The organism is Streptomyces sp. Ru71 (assembly GCF_002920535.1).
Lineage (GTDB): Bacteria > Actinomycetota > Actinomycetes > Streptomycetales > Streptomycetaceae > Streptomyces.
In genome coordinates this window covers 1-18,323 of record NZ_PQSS01000008.1, presented here as the reverse complement: position 1 = coordinate 18,323, position 18,323 = coordinate 1, and the positions used below count along the sequence as shown (strand labels likewise).

Here is an 18,323-nt window from a genome sequence, read left to right as displayed (position 1 = left end):
GAAGGTCTCTCGTCACATTCCTCGTCGGGGAGCGCGCGTGGCGTCGGCTCCCTGGCCGGCGGCCACCTGCCGCAGATACGGGTTGGTGGCGCGCTCCTGGCCGATGGTCGTCTGGGGGCCGTGGCCGGACAGCACCACGGTCGAGTCGTCGAGCGGCAGGCACACGCGGGCCAGCGAGTCGAGGATCTCGGCCATGTCACCGCCGGGCAGGTCGGTGCGTCCGATGGAGCCGGCGAACAGCAGGTCGCCCGAGAAGAGGATCGGCGGGATGTCCGCCGCCTCGGGCAGGCCGAAGGTCACCGACCCCTTGGTATGGCCCGGTGCGTGCGAGACGGTCATCGTCAGACCCGCCAGCTGAAGCCGCGCGCCGTCGGTGAGCTCCTTGACGTCGTCCGGCTCGCCCACGGTCAGCTCACCCATCAGCGGCATGCCGATGGACCGGCCGAGCGCCTTCTCGGGGTCGCTCATCATGTACCGGTCCTCGGGGTGGATCCAGGCCGGTACGTCGTGCGCGCCGCACACGGGGACGACCGAGGCCACGTGGTCGATGTGGCCGTGGGTGAGGACGACGGCGACGGGCTTGAGCCGATGCTTCTTCAGCGCCTCTTCGACTCCGGGGGCCGCCTGGTGGCCCGGGTCGATGATCACGCACTCCTCACCGGCGGCGGGGGCGACGAGATAGCAGTTCGTCCCCCAGGCCCCGGCGGGGAACCCGGCAATGAGCACGATCGTCCTTAGTTGTGGCGGTTGTGTCGGTACGGGGGCGGCTTTTCCCGCGCGCGCCCGCTGTCAGAGCCTACCGGCGCTGCCGATTCCTCAGCGAACCCATATACGGTACGGGGCACACGCAGGCGATCGGCTCATCGGACGCACGCGCCCCAACCGACGTACGAGACGCATTGAGGAGTAAACCCGGTGGTCAGCCAGGAGCAGCGGCGGCGTCAGCTCGCCCGGGAGAAGTTCTTGCGGCAGCAGCAGCGGCGGACCGAGGCACGGCGCAAGGCGCGGGTGCGCAATTCCGTGATCGCCTCGGTGCTCGGCGTCGTCGTGATCGGCAGCCTCGCCCTGTACACGACCGGTGTGTTCAAGGGCGACGACGACAAGGCCAACGCGAACGCCGAGGTGACGCCGTCGGCGTCGGCGAAGCCGAAGGACCCGTGCGGGAAGCCGGCGGCGGGCTCGGTGAAGAAGCTGAAGTTCGACAAGGAACCGGCGATGTCGATCGACACGTCGGCGAAGTACACGATGAAGCTCGACACCACGTGCGGTGAGATCGACCTCGCGCTGAAGGCGAAGGAGGCCCCGCACACGGTGAATTCCTTCAACTTCCTGGCGGCCAAGGGCTACTTCGACCACACCAAGTGCCACCGCCTCACCACGTCCGGCATCTACGTGCTGCAGTGCGGCGACCCGACGGCCACCGGCATGGGCGACCCGGGCTACAAGATGAAGGACGAGAACCTCAAGGACAAGAGCCTCAAGGGCGACGTCTACCCGGCGGGCACGGTGGCGATGGCCAACTCCGGCCCGAACACCAACGGCAGCCAGTTCTTCCTCGTCTACCAGGACAGCCCGCTGCCGCCCAGCTACACACCGTTCGGTACGGTGTCCGAGGCGGGCATGCAGGTGCTGAAGAAGATCGCGGCAGCCGGCTCCCAGCCCGCCGATCCCACCACCCAGAACACCGCGCCCAACGCGACGGTGGTGATCGACAAGGCGACGGTCGTCAAGTCGTGACGCCGCACCGGCGTCATCCGAGGCCACCTGCGAAATTTCGGTCGCGCTGGATGCGGACAGGCAACCCGCTGGTCGCCTATGTTGGCGGTGAACAAACTGTGGACGATGCCCGGGGGAGCTTCGAGGCCCCTCGCAGGCATCATGTGGAGGAGGCGCTGTGAGCAGCGACCCGTGGGGCCGCGTCGACGAGACGGGGACCGTGTACGTGCGGACGGCCGACGGCGAGAAGGTCGTCGGTTCCTGGCAGGCCGGCTCCCCCGAGGAGGCGCTGGCCTACTTCGAGCGCAAGTACGAGGGCCTGGTTGTCGAGATCGGCCTCCTCGAAAAGCGAGTACGGACCACCGACCTGTCCGCCAAGGACGCCATGGTCGCCATCGGCCACCTGCGCGAGCAGGTGGACGCGCACCACGCGGTCGGTGACCTGGACGCGCTGCGGGCCCGCCTGGACAAGCTGGTGCAGACGGTCGAGGCGCGGCGCGAGGAGCGCAAGGCGCAGCGGGCCAAGCAGGCCGACGAGGCCCGGCACGCCAAGGAGGCCCTGGTCGCCGAGGCGGAGGAGCTGGCGCAGTCCGACCAGTGGCGGGCGGCCGGTGAGCGGCTGCGGGCCCTGGTGGACACCTGGAAGGGTCTGCCGCGGCTGGACCGCAAGTCGGACGACGAGCTGTGGCACCGCTTCTCGCACGCCCGGTCGGCGTTCTCCAAGCGCCGCAAGGCCCACTTCGCGCAGCTGGACGCGCAGCGCGAGGAAGCCCGCCGGACCAAGGAGCGGCTGGTCGCCGAGGCCGAGGCGCTGTCGAGCTCGACGGACTGGGGTCCGACGGCAGCCCGCTACCGCGATCTGATGGCCGAGTGGAAGGCCGCGGGCCGCGCCCAGCGCGAGCACGAGGACGATCTGTGGAACCGCTTCCGCGGTGCCCAGGACGTCTTCTTCGCCGCCCGCAGCTCGGTCTTCGCCGAGCGCGACGCGGAGCAGGCCGAGAACCTGAAGCTGAAGGAGGAGCTGGCCGAGGAGGCCGAGAAGCTCCTGCCGGTGACGGACCTCAAGGCCGCGCGGGCCGCGTTCCGCTCGATCAACGAGCGCTGGGAGGCCATCGGCCATGTGCCGCGGGACGCCCGGCCGAAGGTCGAGGGCCGGATGCACGCGGTCGAGCGGGCCATCCAGGAGGCCGAGGAGGCCGAGTGGCGCCGGACGAACCCGGAGGCACGCGCGCGTGCCGAGGGTCTGACCGGTCAGCTGCAGGCCGCCGTGGACAAGCTCAAGGGCCAGATCGAGCAGGCGCGGGCCCAGGGCAACACCGCGCGGGCCGAGAAGCTGGAGGGTGAGCTGGCGGGCCGCCAGGAGCTGCTCGACCAGGCGCTGAAGGGTCTGCAGGAGTTCGGCGGCTGACCGGACGGTCCCACCGACAGCCGAAAGCCCCCGTACACGGCGTGTACGGGGGCTTTCGCGTGTCCTACGAGGGCCGGCGGGCCGAGGTGACGCGGTAGACGTCGTAGACGCCCTCGACGCCGCGTACGGCCTTCAGGACGTGGCCCAGGTGCTTGGGGTCGCCCATCTCGAAGGTGAACCGGGAGGTCGCCACCCGGTCGCGGGAGGTCTGCACGGCCGCGGAGAGGATGTTGACGTGCTGGTCGGACAGCACCCGGGTGACGTCGGACAGCAGCCGGGAGCGGTCCAGGGCCTCGACCTGGATGGCGACCAGGAAGACCGAGGACTGGGTGGGCGCCCACTCGACGTCGAGGATGCGCTCCGGCTCACGGGACAGTGACTCGACGTTGACGCAGTCGCTGCGGTGAACCGATACGCCACTGCCGCGGGTGACGAAGCCGATGATCGGGTCGCCGGGCACCGGCGTACAGCAGCGGGCCAGCTTGACCCACACGTCGTCGACGCCCTTGACGACGACGCCGGGGTCGTTGCTGCTGCGGCGCTTGCGGCCGCGGCCGCGGGTGGGCGGGACCGCCTCGTCGATCTCCTCGGTGGCGGCCTCCTCGCCGCCGAGCGCCTGCACCAGCTTCTGCACGATGTGCTGCGCGGAGACATGGCCCTCGCCGATCGCCGCGTACAGCGCGGAGATGTCCGAGTAGCGCATCTCGTGGGCCAGCGTGACCAGGGAGTCGCCGGTGAGGATGCGCTGGATCGGCAGGTTCTGCTTGCGCATGGCCCGCACGATGGCGTCCTTGCCCTGCTCGATCGCCTCGTCGCGGCGCTCCTTGGAGAACCAGGCCCGGATCTTGTTGCGGGCGCGCGGCGACTTGACGAAGCCGAGCCAGTCCCGGGACGGTCCGGCGCCGGCCGCCTTGGAGGTGAAGACCTCGACCAGGTCGCCGTTGTCGAGGGTGGACTCCAGCGGTACGAGCCTGCCGTTGACGCGGGCTCCTATGGTGCGGTGGCCGACCTCGGTGTGGACGGCGTAGGCGAAGTCCACCGGGGTGGCGCCGGCCGGCAGCGCGATGACGTCGCCCTTGGGGGTGAAGACGAAGACCTCGTTGCGGGACAGGTCGAAGCGCAGGGACTCCAGGAACTCGCCCGGGTCCTCGGTCTCCTTCTGCCAGTCCAGCAGCTGCCGCAGCCACGCCATGTCGTTGAGGTGGTCGTCCTTGCCCTTGCCGGACGACTTCGGGGCGTCGGTGCGCACCTTGGAGGCGCCGGCGACGGCCTCCTGCTTGTACTTCCAGTGCGCGGCGATGCCGTACTCGGCGCGGCGGTGCATGTCGAAGGTGCGGATCTGCAGCTCGACCGGCTTGCCGCTGGGCCCGATGACCGTCGTGTGCAGCGACTGGTACATGTTGAACTTGGGCATCGCGATGTAGTCCTTGAACCGCCCGGGAACCGGGTTCCAGCGGGCGTGGACGGTGCCCAGCGCGGCGTAGCAGTCGCGGACGGTGTCCACCAGGACGCGGATGCCGACCAGGTCGTAGATCTCCGCGAAGTCACGGCCGCGGACGATCATCTTCTGGTAGACGCTGTAGTAGTGCTTGGGGCGGCCGGTGACGGTGGCGCGGATGCGGGCGGCGCGCAGGTCGCCCTGGACCTCGTCGATCACCTTGGCCAGGTACTCGTCGCGCTTGGGGGCGCGCTCGGCGACCAGGCGCACGATCTCGTCGTACATCTTGGGGTAGAGGATCGCGAAGGCGAGGTCCTCCAGCTCCCACTTGATGGTGTTCATGCCCAGGCGGTGGGCGAGCGGCGCGTAGATCTCCAGGGTCTCGCGCGCCTTCTTCTCCTGCTTTTCGCGCTTGAGGTAGCGCATGGTGCGCATGTTGTGCAGGCGGTCGGCGAGCTTGATGACCAGGACGCGCGGGTCCTTGGCCATGGCGACGACCATCTTGCGCACGGTCTCGGCCTGCGCGGCCTCGCCGAACTTGACCTTGTCCAGCTTGGTGACGCCGTCCACGAGCAGGGCGACCACGTCGCCGAAGTCGCGGCGCAGGTCCTCCAGGCCGTACTCGGTGTCCTCGACGGTGTCGTGCAGCAGGCCGGCCATCAGCGTGGCCGGGTCCATGCCCAGCTCGGCGAGGATGGTGGTGACGGCGAGCGGGTGCGTGATGTACGGGTCGCCGCTCTTGCGCTTCTGGCCGCGGTGCCAGCGCTCGGCGACCTGGTAGGCGCGCTCGATCTGGCGCAGCGTGGAGTTCTCGATCTTGGGGTCGTTGCTGCGGACTATCCGCAGCAGCGGTTCCAGGACCGGGTTGTAGGGGTTGGCGCGCTGGACGCCGAGGCGGGCCAGACGGGCGCGGACGCGGTTGGAGGAGCCGGTGCGGGGCGCCGGCTGGGGGGCGGGCGCGCGGACCACGGGCGGGTTGACGGGCCGCTCGGGCGGTGCGGGCTTGGGTCGCGTCTCCTCGGCCGGCTTGTCGACGGGCGCGGACGGGGCGTGCTGAACCGGCCCGCGGGTGTCGTTCGTCGCGTGCGGCGCGGTCGGCGCGGGCTGTGCCGCGGATCCCGGGGCGGGCTCGGGCTTGGCGGCGGTCAGGTGCTGGGCCTCGTCTGGCAAGAGGGCTCCTCGTGCGCGATCCGGGTCCCCCGGTCAGGCTCCGGAGTCCCCATCGTAGCGAGCCTGGGCTCCAGGATCGCCTTCAGGCCACTGTGAGGGCCTTTCGCGCAGCACAACACGAGAGGCGGGCGCCGGATTCCTCCGGGGCCCGCCTCTCGTCTCACGGCGTCTTTCAGACGGTGAGCAGTGCCTCCAGCGGGGCCTCGCCGAGGGCGGCCTGCAGGCGCGGGCGGCCTTCGAGGAAGCTCAGCTCCATCAGGACGGCGGCGCCCGCGACCTGGGCACCCGCCCGCCGGATCAGCTGGACGGCGGCCTCGGCGGTGCCGCCGGTGGCGAGGACGTCGTCGACGATCAGGACACGGTCGTGAGCCGTCAGGTCCTCGGCGTGCACCTCGATCTCCGCCGAGCCGTACTCCAGGTCGTAGGCCTGGCTGAGCGTGGCTCCGGGGAGCTTGCCCGCCTTGCGGACCGGGACGAAGCCCAGGCCCGCTCGGACCGCGACCGGGGCGCCCAGGATGAAGCCCCGGGCCTCCAGGCCGACGATCCGGGTGGCACCGGTGCGCTCGGCGATCTCCGCGAAGGCGTCGGTGAGCGCGGTGAACGCCGCCGGGTCCGCGAGCAGCGGGGTGATGTCCTTGAACATCACGCCGGGCTCGGGGTAGTCGGCCACGTCCCGGATACGGCTGAGCAGCAGGTCCCTGATCTCGGTCATCGGCGCTTCCCGGAGGGTCGGCCACGGCCCCGGCTGCGGGGCGCGGACTGCTCACGCGGGCCGACGACCGCCGGTGCGGCCTCCTCCGGCCCACCGTCGCCGGCCGGGGACGCGGCGAGCTCCTCCTCGGTCCCGCCCTGGGCCCGCTTGGCCAGGACGCGCTTGCGCAGGGCCTTCATCTGCGGCTCGCGCTCCTTGAGGTCGGCGACGAGCGGCGTGGCGATGAAGATCGAGGAGTACGCACCGGCCGCGAGGCCGACGAACAGCGACAGCGAGATGTCGTTGAGCATGCCCGCGCCGAGGAAGCCGCCGCCGATGAACAGCAGGCCCGCGACCGGCAGCAGCGCGACCACCGTGGTGTTGATGGAGCGGACCAGGGTGCCGTTGATGGAGCGGTTCGCGATGTCGCTGTAGGTCCACTTGGTCTGCTTGGTGATGCCCTTGGTCTGCTCCTTGAGGCTGTCGAAGACGACGACCGTGTCGTAGAGCGAGTAACCGAGGATGGTCAGCAGACCGATCACCGTGCCCGGCGTCACCTCGAAGCCGACGAGGGCGTAGATGCCGGTGGTGATGGTGATGTCGTGGATCAGGGCGACGAGCGCGGCCACGGCCATGCGCCACTCGAAGGCGATCGCCAGGTAGATCACGACCAGGATCATGAAGATGGCCAGGCCCTGCCAGGCCTTGTTGGCGATCTGCTCGCCCCAGCTGGGGCCGACCAGGTCGGCGTTGATCTTCTCCGCGTCGACCTTGAGGTCCTTGGCCAGCTCGTTCTTGATCTTGGTGGCGTCGGCGGTCTCGATGCCGGCGACCTGGATGCGCAGGCTGCCGTCGCCGAGCTTCTGGACGATCGCGTCGTGACCGGAGGCCTCCTCCGCGTACCCCTCGGCCTTGGCGACCGAGACGGAGGTGTGCTTCGGGGTGGTGAAGACGGCACCGCCCTGGAACTCGATGCCCATGTTCAGGCCGCGCACCGCCAGGCCGAGGATGGCCGTGATGGTGATCAGGATCGAGACGCCGTACCAGATCTTGCGCTTGCCGATGAAGTCGTAGCCGATTTCGCCACGGTGGAGCCGGGCGCCGAGGTTGCCGAGCTTCGACATCTCTCACGCCTCCTTCGGGTCGACGGGGCCGCCGGCGGCCGGGCGGGAGGGACGACGGGTGCTGCGCAGCGGCGGCTTGGCGCCCAGGCTCTTGGGGTCCAGACCGGACCACTTGTGGCCGTCCGCGAAGAACTTGCGGCGGGCCAGGATCGTCAGCAGCGGCTTGGTGAACAGGAACACCACGACGACGTCGAGCAGGGTGGTCAGACCGAGCGTGAACGCGAAGCCCTGCACCTTGCCGACGGTGACGATGAACAGCACCGCGGCGGCGAGGAACGACACGAAGTCGGAGACCAGGATGGTGCGCCGGGCGCGCGGCCAGCCGCGCTCGACGGCGGGGCGCAGCGAGCGGCCCTCACGGATCTCGTCACGGACGCGTTCGAAGTACACGATGAACGAGTCCGCGGTGATGCCGATGGCGACGATGGCACCGCACACGGCCGGCAGGTTCAGCGCGAAGCCGATGGCCGGGCCGAGCAGCGACATGATCACGTAGGTGAGAGCAGCCGACACCAGCAGCGAGGCGCAGGCGATCAGCGCCAGGCCGCGGTAGTACACCACCAGGTAGATCACGACCAGCGCGAGACCGATCGCGCCGGCGATCAGACCGGCCTTGAGCTGCTCACCGCCGAGCGCCGCGGTCACCGTGGTGACGCTGTCCTCCTTGAAGGTCAGCGGCAGGGCGCCGTAGGAGAGCATGTTGGACAGGCTCTGCGCCTCCTCCTGCGAGAACCGGCCGGTGATCTCGGCGTTGCCGCCGGTCAGCGCCTCGCGGACGTACGGGTCGGAGACGACGTTGCCGTCCAGCACGATCGCGAACTGGTTCTGCGGGGTCTGCTGCTGGGCCAGCTTGCCGGTGATGTCGGCGAACTTCTTCGCGCCCTTGGAGGTGAACTCCATGGTCACGGTCCAGCCGGAGGCGTTCTGCGTGTTGAAGACGGCCTGCGCCTTCTTCACGTCCGTGCCGTCGACGCCGGCCGGGCCGAGGATGTACTTCTGCCACTGGCCGCTGGAGTTGCCGCAGGCCAGGGTGGGCTCGTCGGGCTTGGCGCCCTTGCCGGCCGCGGCGCGCTGGTCGGCCTTGGTGCAGTCGAGCGCGGCGTACTGCGCCTGGAGCTTGCTGGTCGAGTCGCCGGTGGCGCTGCTCGACGGGGAGGACGTCGCCTTGGGGCTGGCGGAGCCGGACGGCGTGGCGTCGGCCTTCAGCGCGTCGGAGACGGCGCGGCCCTGGGAGGTGGCGCTCGCCGTCGGGGTCGGGGAGGACGACGTGCCGGTCGCCTTCTCCTTGTCCGACGCCTTGTCCTTGCCCGAGGCCTTGCTCGGCGAGGCCGAGGGGCTGCCGGACGCGCTCGGCGACGGGCTGCCCGTGGCGGCGGGGCCGGAGATCTCGGTGGCGAGCACGGGGCGGAAGTAGAGCTTGGCGGTGGTGCCGACCTGCTCCCGGGCCTGCTCGGAGTTCGTGCCCTTGGGGATGTTGACGATGATGTTGCGATCGCCCTGGGTCTGGACCTCGGACTCCGACACACCAAGACCGTTGACGCGGCGCTCCATGATCTCGACCGCGGTGTCCATGTTGGTCTTGTTGATCGCCGACTCCTGGCCGGCCTCCGGGACCGCCCGGAGCGTGATGCTCGTACCACCGGCGAGATCGATGCCGAGTCGCGGTGTGGTGTGGCCGGAGGCGAACATGCCGCCGGTGAGCGCCACGATGGCGATCAGGATCAGGGCCAGCGCGCGCCACGGACTGCTCTGGGCGCTCGCGTTCCGGCCCTTTCTAGGTGCTGCCACCTTCTCGTACTCCCTCTCGGGCCGCGCCGCGCCGGGTCAGCACGGTCGGCGGCCATGACATGGTTGGGGCCCCCTGCGAGAAGCGCACGTCACATGGGGCACGCGCGACGGTAGTGGCGCGTGGCCCGGGACGCGACTACTTCGCGTCGGAGTCGCCGTCGGTCTTCTTCGGCTCTTCGTCGGCCTTCGCCTGCGCGGCGGTGTCCTCGGCAGCGTTGTCGTCCGCGACGTCCTTCTTGCCGAGGTCGACGCTCTTGTCGTCGGAGGCGGCGGCAGCGTCGGCGGCGGGCTCGTCGGCCTCGGTGAGGGAGGAGGCGTCGTCGGGGACGATGCCGGCGTCGGACTTCAGGTCGTGCTCGATGCCGTGGACGATGCGGTTGTACTCGTCGTCGGAAAGGACGGCGCCGATCGCGTTCTTGGCGAAGAGGAGCTCGACGCCGGGACCGGCGTCGAGGAGGACCGTGTCCTCGTTGACCTCCTTGACCGTCGCGTACATGCCCCCGATGGTGCGGACGCCGGAGCCGGGCTGCATTTCGTTCCGCATGGCCGCGGCCTGCTGCTGCTTCTTCTTGGCCGAGCGGGTCATCAGGAACATGGCCCCGATGAGCACGATGAACGGGAGGAGGGTCACGAGACTCACGGGTCGGAACTTCCTTCACACGACCGCGATGGTGAGCGGCCTGATGGCTGGGGGTGTATGGGGACTGCCGTCACAGGCGGCATCGGCGGAGTCTAAGCGAGTCCGCGCGCAAGGAACAACGCTCAGCATGGCACCTGGGTTCCTGAGCTTGCCAATCCCCCGCCGATGTCCCTCCGTCATGCACCGTCTACTGCTGTCATGCGCCGAACAGGTCCGCTTGTCCGTTTCCGGCCGCCGACGAGCGGGGCGGGGTGAGACCGAGATGGGCCCAGGCGGCGGGCGTGGCGACCCGGCCGCGCGGGGTGCGGGCCAGCAGACCCTCCCGGACCAGGAAGGGTTCGGCCACCTCCTCGACCGTCTCGCGCTCCTCCCCCACCGCGACCGCCAGGGTCGACAGGCCGACGGGCCCGCCGCCGAAGAGCTTGAGCAGCGCCTGGAGCACCGCCCGGTCCAGGCGGTCCAGGCCGCGCGCGTCGACCTCGTAGACGGCCAGGGCCGCGGCGGCGATCTCCCGGGTGATCAGGCCGTCCGCCTTGACCTGCGCGTAGTCGCGTACGCGGCGCAGCAGGCGGTTGGCGATACGGGGCGTGCCGCGCGAGCGTCCGGCGATCTCCGCGGCGCCGTCCGGATCGATCTCGACGTCGAGGAGGCCCGCCGAGCGGTGCACCACCTTCTCCAGCTCGTGCGGCTCGTAGAACTCCATGTGGGCGGTGAAGCCGAAGCGGTCGCGCAGCGGGGGCGGCAGCAGGCCGGCGCGCGTGGTGGCGCCGACCAGGGTGAACGGCGGCAGCTCCAGCGGGATGGCGGTGGCGCCGGGGCCCTTGCCGACGATCACGTCGACCCGGAAGTCCTCCATCGCCATGTACAGCATCTCCTCGGCGGGCCGCGACATGCGGTGGATCTCGTCGAGGAAGAGCACCTCGCCCTCCTGCAGCGACGACAGGATCGCGGCGAGGTCGCCCGCGTGCTGGATGGCGGGGCCGGAGGTGATCCGGATGGGGGCGCCCATCTCGGCCGCGATGATCATCGACAGGGTGGTCTTGCCGAGGCCGGGGGCGCCGGAGAGCAGCACGTGGTCGGCGGTGGCGCCGCGCGCACGGGCGGCGCGCAGCACCAGGTCGAGCTGTTCGCGGACCTTCTCCTGGCCGATGAACTCGCCCAGGTCCTTGGGGCGCAGGGCGGCCTCCACGGCCTGGTCCTCACGGTCGGCGGACGCACCGACGAGCCGCTCGTCGGCGGCGGCGTCGGTCGTGTCGTCCCAGTTCATGTGGTGTGCCTTCGGCTATCGGGGTCAGCGGGCGCGGTAGCGGGTCAGCAGGTGCGGCGGCGGTCAGCGCGTGCGGCAGGGGGTCAGCGGGCGCGGTTGAGGGTCTGCAGGGCGGCCTTCAGCAGCTGCCCGACCTGGGGCGTGCCGCCGGCGGCCTCCGCCTGGGGAGCCACCGCTGCCACCGCCTCGTCGGCCTCCCGGGTGGCGTAGCCGAGGCCGATCAGGGCGGCGTGCAGCTGGTCCCGCCAGCCCTGGCTTGCCGGGGCGCCGACGACGGGCGATCCGACGGGCTCGCCGAGACGGTCCTTCAGCTCCAGCAGCAGCTTCTGCGCGCCCTTCTTGCCGATGCCGGGGACGGCGGTGAGGGCCTTCTCGTCACCGGTGGCCACCGCCCGGCGCAGCGCGTCCGGGGTGTGCACGGCGAGCATCGCCTGGGCCAGGCGCGGGCCGACGCCGCTCGCGGTCTGCAGCAGCTCGAAGACCTGGCGCTCGTCGTCGTCCGCGAAGCCGTACAGGGTGAGCGAGTCCTCGCGTACGACCAGCGACGTGTGCAGCTTGGCGGGCTGTCCCATGCGCAGTGTGGACAGCGTGTTCGGCGTGCACTGGACGGCCATGCCCACTCCGCCGACCTCCACCACCGCGGCGTCGGGGGCGAGCGCGGCGACTGTGCCGCTGACGAAGGCGATCATGCCGTACGGCCTTTCGTTGCGTGGACGGTGTGCCGGGCGACAGCCTGCTGGAGCCGGCTCTGGGCGGGAGCGCGCCAGATGTGGCAGATGGCGAGCGCGAGCGCGTCGGCGGCGTCGGCGGGCTTGGGCGGCGCGGAGAGTCTGAGCAGCCGGGTGACCATGGCGGTGACCTGCGCCTTGTCGGCCCGGCCGCTGCCGGTGACGGCGGCCTTGACCTCGCTGGGGGTGTGCAGGGCGACCGGGATGCCGCGCCGGGCGGCGCACAGCATGGCGACGGCGCTGGCCTGGGCGGTGCCCATGACCGTACGCACGTTGTGCTGGCTGAAGACGCGCTCGACGGCGACGAACTCCGGCCGGTGCTCGTCCAGCCACTCCTCCAGGCCCTGCTCGACGGCGAGCAGCCGGTGGCTGAGGTCGGCGTCCACGGGCGTGCGGACGACTCCGACCCCGACCATCGTGAGCGGGCGGCCCGCGACCCCCTCGACGACGCCGACACCGCACCGCGTCAGTCCGGGGTCCACCCCCAGTACGCGCACCGCGCCCCTCCCTCGGATCACCTGCCGATCGCCTGTTCGTGCAGGCTATCGGGTCCCACTGACAACGCGACGGGCCGACGGGGTGTGTCCCGTCGGCCCGTCGGCAAGCCGTGCGTGCTACGCGTCGACCTTCTCCATGATCTCGTCGCTGACGTCGAAGTTGGCGAAGACGTTCTGCACGTCGTCGCTGTCCTCCAGCGCGTCGATCAGCTTGAAGATCTTCTTGGCGCCCTCCTCGTCCAGCTCGACCTGCATGGTCGGGACGAAGTTCGCCTCGGCGGAGTCGTAGTCGATGCCGGCGTCCTGCAGGGCGGAGCGCACCGCGACCAGGTCGGTGGCCTCGCTGATGACCTCGAAGGTCTCACCGAGGTCGTTGACCTCCTCGGCACCGGCGTCCAGGACGGCGCCCAGGACGTCGTCCTCGGTCAGGTCGCCCTTGGGGACGATCACCACGCCCTTGCGGTTGAACAGGTACGACACCGAGCCCGGGTCGGCCATGGAGCCGCCGTTGCGGGTCATGGCGACGCGCACCTCGGAGGCGGCGCGGTTGCGGTTGTCGGTGAGGCACTCGATGAGCACGGCGACACCGTTCGGGCCGTAGCCCTCGTACATGATCGTCTCGTAGTCGGCGCCGCCGGCCTCCAGGCCCGCGCCGCGCTTGACCGCGGAGTCGATGTTCTTGTTCGGGACCGACGACTTCTTCGCCTTCTGGATGGCGTCGTAGAGCGTCGGGTTGCCCTCGGGGTCCGCGCCGCCCATGCGCGCCGCGACCTCGATGTTCTTGATCAGCTTCGCGAAGAGCTTGCCGCGCTTGGCATCGATCACGGCCTTCTTGTGCTTCGTCGTGGCCCATTTAGAGTGGCCGGACATCTGCCTGTCTCCTTCGCGTAACCAATCTCTGTACGAACGCCTGGAATCCTACAAGGACTACGGCGTCCGTATCGCGCGCACCATGTCGACGAACAGGGAGTGCACGCGGTGGTCGCCGGTCAGCTCCGGGTGGAACGACGTGGCGAGCGCGTTGCCCTGGCGGACGGCGACGATGTGGCCGTCGTGCTCGGCCAGCACCTCGGCACCGGCACCGACGGACTCGACCCAGGGGGCGCGGATGAAGACGCCCTCGACGGGGGCGCCCTCGATGCCCTTGACGCCGACCGCCGCTTCGAAGGACTCGTTCTGGCGGCCGAAGGCGTTGCGGCGCACGATCATGTCGATGCCGCCGATCGTTTCCTGGCCCGAGCGCGGGTCGAGGATCTTGTCGGCGAGCATGATCATGCCCGCGCAGGTGCCGTAGACGGGCATGCCGTCACGCACGCGTGCGCGCAGGGGCTCCATCAGACCGAACAGGACGGCCAGCTTGGAGATGGTCGTGGACTCGCCGCCGGGGAGGACGAGACCGTCGACCTCGGCGAGCTCTTCGGGGCGCCGCACCGGCCTGGCCACGGCGTCCGCCGCGGCCAGGGCGATGAGGTGCTCCCGTACGTCGCCCTGGAGAGCCAGGACGCCGATGACAGGAGTGTTCATGAGTGGCTTACCTGTAGTGGCTGACCGGTGTGCTTACCAGCCGCGGTTGGCGTAGCGCTCGGTCTCGGGGAGGGTGTCGCAGTTGATGCCGACCATGGCCTCGCCGAGGTTGCGGGACGCGTCCGCGATGATCTTCGGGTCGTCGTAGAAGGTGGTGGCCTTCACGATGGCGGCGGCGCGCTTGGCCGGGTCGCCGGACTTGAAGATGCCGGAGCCGACGAAGACGCCCTCGGCGCCGAGCTGGCGCATCAGGGCGGCGTCGGCCGGGGTGGCGACGCCACCGGCGGAGAAGAGGACCACCGGGAGCTTGCCCAGCTCGGCGACCTCCTTGACCAGCTCGTACGGGGCGCGCAGCTCCTTGGCGGCGGCGTACAGCTCGTGGTTGTCGAAGCCGCGCAGCTTGGCGATCTCGTTCTTGATCTGGCGCAGGTGGCGGACGGCCTCGACGACGTTGCCGGTGCCGGCCTCGCCCTTGGAGCGGATCATCGCGGCACCCTCGGCGATACGGCGCAGGGCCTCGCCCAGGTTGGTGGCACCGCAGACGAAGGGGGTGGTGAAGGCCCACTTGTCGGAGTGGTTGACCTCGTCGGCCGGGGTGAGGACCTCGGACTCGTCGATGTAGTCCACACCGAGGGACTGCAGGACCTGGGCCTCGACGAAGTGGCCGATGCGGGACTTGGCCATGACCGGGATCGAGACGGCGTCGATGATGCCCTCGATCATGTCCGGGTCGGACATCCGGGCCACGCCGCCGTCCTTGCGGATGTCGGCCGGGACGCGCTCAAGGGCCATGACGGCGACGGCGCCCGCGTCCTCGGCGATCTTCGCCTGCTCCGGCGTGACGACGTCCATGATGACGCCGCCCTTGAGCTGCTCGGCCATGCCGCGCTTGACGCGGGCGGTACCGGTCTCGGGAGCCTGGTTCTCGGTGGTGGACACGGGTGACCTCACTGAAGGATAAAGAGGGGGTTACTGCAGCACTGAGGAAACGTGACGGGACCAGTCCACAGCAAGGGCCAATGGAAACCCGGTGGCTCCTTTTGTCCGCGGGCCCGGCTACGCGGACCGGCTGGCCAGGGCCGCCGGGGGCTCGTCGTCCATCTCGAACGCCATCGGGAACGGGGCGTGGCCGGCCAGCCGGAACCAGCGGACCTTGCGGTGCTCGCGCAGCCTGCGGGCCGCGCCGACCGCGTCGTTGTGGAAGCGACGGGCCATCGGCACGCGGCGCACCGCCTCCGTCAGCTCGCGGGCCGCCTCCTCTCCCCCGGGCGCCTCGCGGACCGCCTCCAGCTGCTCGCGCTCCGCGAACACCGCGCGCAGCGCCTGGCTCAGCTCGCTCTCGGCGACCTCCCGCTGCTCCTCCTCGGCCTGCCGGGCCGCGTGCGCGGCCTCGTACAGGACGATCGACGCGGCCGGGTCCAGCACGCCCGAGGTGGCCACCTCCTGCGCCACCGACGCCCGCCGCAGCAGCTGGGCGTCCAGGGCGGCCCGGGCGGCGTCGATCCGCGCGTGGAGCCGGTCCAGCCGCCCCGCGGTCCAGCTCAGGTACAGGCCGATCGCGACAAGGACGACAAGGGTCCAGATCAGGGTTGCGGTCACGGGCGGCAACACTACCGGCGCGAGGACCACGGCCATCCGGCCCGCCCCGGGGGCGCCGGCATCGCCGGGCCGGGTCCGCTGGGGCGGCGCGGGGTGGGCCTGCCTGGGCCCGCGCCGGCTTGGCATCTGGGCGGCTCGGGTCATGCCCGGCGGGCTGGGGCGGCCGACGTGTGCTGGGGGGCTGGCGGCCCACTTGGTAGGCGTCAGCTGCTGGGCCCTCTGTGGCCACTGGCACAGGTGGGTGGGCTGAAATCAGGGAGCCGCGCGGCCGTGGGGGCCGACGCAGGCTCTCACGGCCGACGCAGACTCGCGCGGCTCACGCGGGCTCGCAAGGCCGACGTGGGCTGACACGGCTCCCGCGGGGCGTACGGCCATCACCGCGGGCTCACACGGCTCACCAGCTCACGCGGCCATCACCGCAGGCTCACATGGCTCACCGACTCACGCAGGCTCACACGGCTCACGCAGGCTCACACGGCTCACGCGAACTCACACGGCTCACGGACTCACGCAGGCTCGCACGGCTCACGCGACCTCACACGGTTCACCGGCTCCCGCGGGCTCACACGGTCACGCCGTCTCGAACGGCTGACGTGGGCTCGACCGGGAGATCAGAAAGCGGCGGCCGGGACCGGCGTGAGCCGCCCCCGCACCCCTCAGTCCCGGGCCGCCAGGCCGAAGCGGGCTCGTAGGCCCGTCGGGCCCGCGTCGTCCGTCGCCACCGCTGCCGCGCCCGCCGTCACCGTCTCGTACACGGACAGGATGTCCGCACCGACCGTGGACCAGTCGAAGCGGCGGACATGCGTGCTGCCGCGCTCGCGCAGTTCCGCGCGGCGTTCCGGGTCCTCCAGGAGGCGTACCGCCGCCTCGGCGAGCGCGTCGGCGTCCTCGTTGGCGAACAGCTCACCCGCCTTGCCCTGGTCCAGCACCTGGGCGAAGGCGTCGAGGTCGGAGGCCAGCACCGGGGCGCCCGCCGACATCGCCTCGACCAGGATGATCCCGAAGCTCTCCCCGCCGGTGTTGGGCGCGACGTACAGGTCGACGGAGCGCAGGAAGCGGGCCTTGTCCTCGTCGCTGACCATGCCGAGGAACTCCACCCGGGAGCGCAGCTCGGCCGGCAGCGAGGACACCGCCTCCTCCTCGTCACCCCGGCCGGCCACCAGCAGCCGGGTCTGCGGCCGGGCGGCGAGGATCTTCGGCAGGGCCCGCATCAGCACCGGCAGGCCCTTGCGGGGTTCGTCGATCCGCCCGATGAAGCCGATCGTGTCGCCCTGCCACGCGGGGTTGGGCTCGGCCTTGGCGAAGAAGTCGACGTCCACGCCGTTCGGGATGACGACGGCGTCCCCGCCGAGGTGCTCGACCAGCGTGCGCCGCGCGTACTCGCTCACCGCGATCCGCGCGCTGATCTTCTCCAGCGCGGCCTGCAGGATCGCGTACGCGGCGATCATCGCCTTGGAGCGCGGGTTGGAGGTGTGGAAGGTGGCGACCATCGGGCCGCGCGCCGCCCAGCAGGTCAGCAGACCCAGCGACGGCGACGTCGGCTCGTGGATGTGCACGACGTCGAAGTTGCCCTCGTGCAGCCAGCGCCGCACCCGCGCCGCGGACAGGAAGCCGAAGTTCAGCCGGGCCACGGAGCCGTTGTACGGCACCGGCACCGCGCGTCCCGCGGAGACGACGTACGGCGGCAGGGGCGTGTCGTCGTCGGCGGGCGCCAGGACGGACACCTCGTGGCCGAGGCGGCTGAAGTAGTCGGCCAGGTCCCGGATGTGGAACTGGACGCCGCCGGGCACGTCCCACGAGTACGGGCAGACGATGCCGATCCTCACGCGGTCCCCTCCGACGGGTTCTTCGACGAGTCCTTAGACGGATCCGTGGACGGGTCCTTCGACGGGTCGAGATCGGCGAGCCACAGCCGCTGCAGCATGTGCCAGTCCTCCGGATGGTCGGCGATCCCCGTGGCGAAGGCGTCGGCCAGCGCCTGTGTCATGGAGGACGTCTTCTCCGCGCGCGTGCCTGACTCCGGCACGTCGATCGGGGGGTGCACCCGGCCCTGCATGACGGGCGAGTCGTCGTACCAGAGGGTGACGGGGAGCAGCAGCGCGCCGGTCTGCTGGGCCAGCAGCGCCGGTCCCGCCGGCATCCGGGCCGTCTCCCCGAAGAAGTCGACCTCCACGCCGGAGGAGGACAGGTCGCGGTCGGCGACCAGGCAGACCAGGCCGCCGTCGCGCAGCCGCCGCGCGAGCGTGCCGAAGGCCGAGCCGCCGCTGTGCGGCAGCACCTCCATGCCGAGGCCCTCGCGGTAGGCGACGAAACGGTCGTAGAGCGTCTCGGGCTTGAGGCGTTCGGCGACCGTGGTGAACGGGATGCCGAGCTTGGTGGTGACCCAGGCGCCGGCGAGGTCCCAGTTGGCCAGATGCGGCAGGGCGAGTATCACGCCCTTGCCGGCGGCCATGCCGTCGGTGAGGTAGTGCAGGTCCTTGGGGTCGAAGCCGCCCTTGATCCGCTCGGTGCTCCAGGCGGGCAGCCGGAAGGACTCCATCCAGTAGCGCAGGTAGGAACGCATGCCCGCGCGGGACAGCTCCGCGAGCCGCTCGGGGCTCGCGCCGGGCACCACGCGCGCGTAGTTGCTCTCCAGCCGCTGCACCCCCTTGCCGCGCTGCTTCCAGGCGAGGTCGGCGATGGTGCGGCCGAGGCGCACGGCGGCCGGCTCGGGGAGTTTCTTCACGGTGCCCC

General features: G+C 70.9%; 17 protein-coding genes. 2 read left to right on the top strand and 15 right to left on the bottom strand.

Going from position 1 to position 18,323, the window contains the following annotated elements; genetic code table 11:
* Positions 1-12: 12 nt before the first annotated feature.
* On the bottom strand, positions 13-726 hold the full coding sequence (locus C3489_RS07160; protein WP_103780912.1) for an MBL fold metallo-hydrolase: 714 nt from the start codon (positions 724-726) through the stop codon (positions 13-15).
* Positions 727-915: 189 nt separating this feature from the next.
* On the opposite strand from C3489_RS07160, the gene C3489_RS07155 reads away from it, so the two are divergent.
* Positions 916-1,737 carry a peptidylprolyl isomerase gene (locus C3489_RS07155; protein ID WP_103780911.1) on the top strand — a complete coding sequence of 274 codons (822 nt, stop codon included), beginning with the start codon at positions 916-918 and terminating at the stop codon, positions 1,735-1,737.
* 157 nt (positions 1,738-1,894) lie between these two features.
* Positions 1,895-3,124, top strand: a complete 1,230-nt coding sequence (locus C3489_RS07150) for a DUF349 domain-containing protein (protein ID WP_103780910.1) — start codon at positions 1,895-1,897, stop codon at positions 3,122-3,124.
* A gap of 64 nt (positions 3,125-3,188) precedes the next feature.
* Here the strand turns inward: C3489_RS07150 and relA are convergent, their stop codons facing one another.
* From relA to C3489_RS07075, 14 genes are all read right to left on the bottom strand, one after another.
* Positions 3,189-5,732, bottom strand: coding sequence for a GTP pyrophosphokinase (gene relA / locus C3489_RS07145; protein ID WP_103780909.1), 2,544 nt, complete (start codon positions 5,730-5,732; stop codon positions 3,189-3,191).
* A 172-nt stretch (positions 5,733-5,904) separates the two neighbouring features.
* Complete coding sequence (locus C3489_RS07135) at positions 5,905-6,444, bottom strand: adenine phosphoribosyltransferase (protein ID WP_103780908.1); 540 nt, start codon at positions 6,442-6,444, stop codon at positions 5,905-5,907.
* Positions 6,441-7,547: a protein translocase subunit SecF gene (gene secF / locus C3489_RS07130; protein WP_103780907.1), complete on the bottom strand. Its 1,107-nt coding sequence runs from the start codon at positions 7,545-7,547 to the stop codon at positions 6,441-6,443. Before secF ends, C3489_RS07135 begins: the two co-directional genes overlap by 4 nt.
* 3 nt (positions 7,548-7,550) lie before the next feature.
* Entirely contained in the window at positions 7,551-9,335 is a 1,785-nt protein-coding gene (gene secD, locus C3489_RS07125) for a protein translocase subunit SecD (RefSeq protein ID WP_103780906.1), read from the bottom strand.
* A 136-nt stretch (positions 9,336-9,471) separates the two neighbouring features.
* Complete coding sequence (gene yajC / locus C3489_RS07120; RefSeq protein WP_103780905.1) at positions 9,472-9,975, bottom strand: preprotein translocase subunit YajC; 504 nt, start codon at positions 9,973-9,975, stop codon at positions 9,472-9,474.
* A gap of 196 nt (positions 9,976-10,171) precedes the next feature.
* Complete coding sequence (gene ruvB, locus C3489_RS07115) at positions 10,172-11,242, bottom strand: Holliday junction branch migration DNA helicase RuvB (protein ID WP_103780904.1); 1,071 nt, start codon at positions 11,240-11,242, stop codon at positions 10,172-10,174.
* 83 nt (positions 11,243-11,325) lie between these two features.
* Entirely contained in the window at positions 11,326-11,931 is a 606-nt protein-coding gene (gene ruvA / locus C3489_RS07110) for a Holliday junction branch migration protein RuvA (protein ID WP_103780903.1), read from the bottom strand.
* A complete protein-coding gene (ruvC, locus tag C3489_RS07105; protein WP_103780902.1) occupies positions 11,928-12,467 on the bottom strand; it encodes a crossover junction endodeoxyribonuclease RuvC in 540 nt (179 codons plus the stop codon). The genes ruvA and ruvC overlap by 4 nt, the downstream gene beginning before the upstream one ends.
* Before the next feature lie 117 nt (positions 12,468-12,584).
* Positions 12,585-13,337, bottom strand: a complete 753-nt coding sequence (locus C3489_RS07100; RefSeq protein WP_103780901.1) for a YebC/PmpR family DNA-binding transcriptional regulator — start codon at positions 13,335-13,337, stop codon at positions 12,585-12,587.
* Between the two features lie 57 nt (positions 13,338-13,394).
* Positions 13,395-13,991 carry a pyridoxal 5'-phosphate synthase glutaminase subunit PdxT gene (gene pdxT / locus C3489_RS07095; protein ID WP_103780900.1) on the bottom strand — a complete coding sequence of 199 codons (597 nt, stop codon included), beginning with the start codon at positions 13,989-13,991 and terminating at the stop codon, positions 13,395-13,397.
* A gap of 33 nt (positions 13,992-14,024) precedes the next feature.
* Positions 14,025-14,930: a pyridoxal 5'-phosphate synthase lyase subunit PdxS gene (pdxS, locus tag C3489_RS07090; RefSeq protein WP_023552068.1), complete on the bottom strand. Its 906-nt coding sequence runs from the start codon at positions 14,928-14,930 to the stop codon at positions 14,025-14,027.
* Positions 14,931-15,047: 117 nt separating this feature from the next.
* Positions 15,048-15,590, bottom strand: coding sequence for a hypothetical protein (locus C3489_RS07085; protein ID WP_103780899.1), 543 nt, complete (start codon positions 15,588-15,590; stop codon positions 15,048-15,050).
* A gap of 656 nt (positions 15,591-16,246) precedes the next feature.
* Positions 16,247-17,416 carry a glycosyltransferase family 4 protein gene (locus C3489_RS07080; protein WP_103780898.1) on the bottom strand — a complete coding sequence of 390 codons (1,170 nt, stop codon included), beginning with the start codon at positions 17,414-17,416 and terminating at the stop codon, positions 16,247-16,249.
* Positions 17,413-18,323, bottom strand: a 911-nt coding sequence (locus C3489_RS07075) for a phosphatidylinositol mannoside acyltransferase (RefSeq protein ID WP_103780897.1), incomplete at its 5' end; no start/stop codon positions are given. The genes C3489_RS07075 and C3489_RS07080, both read right to left, overlap by 4 nt.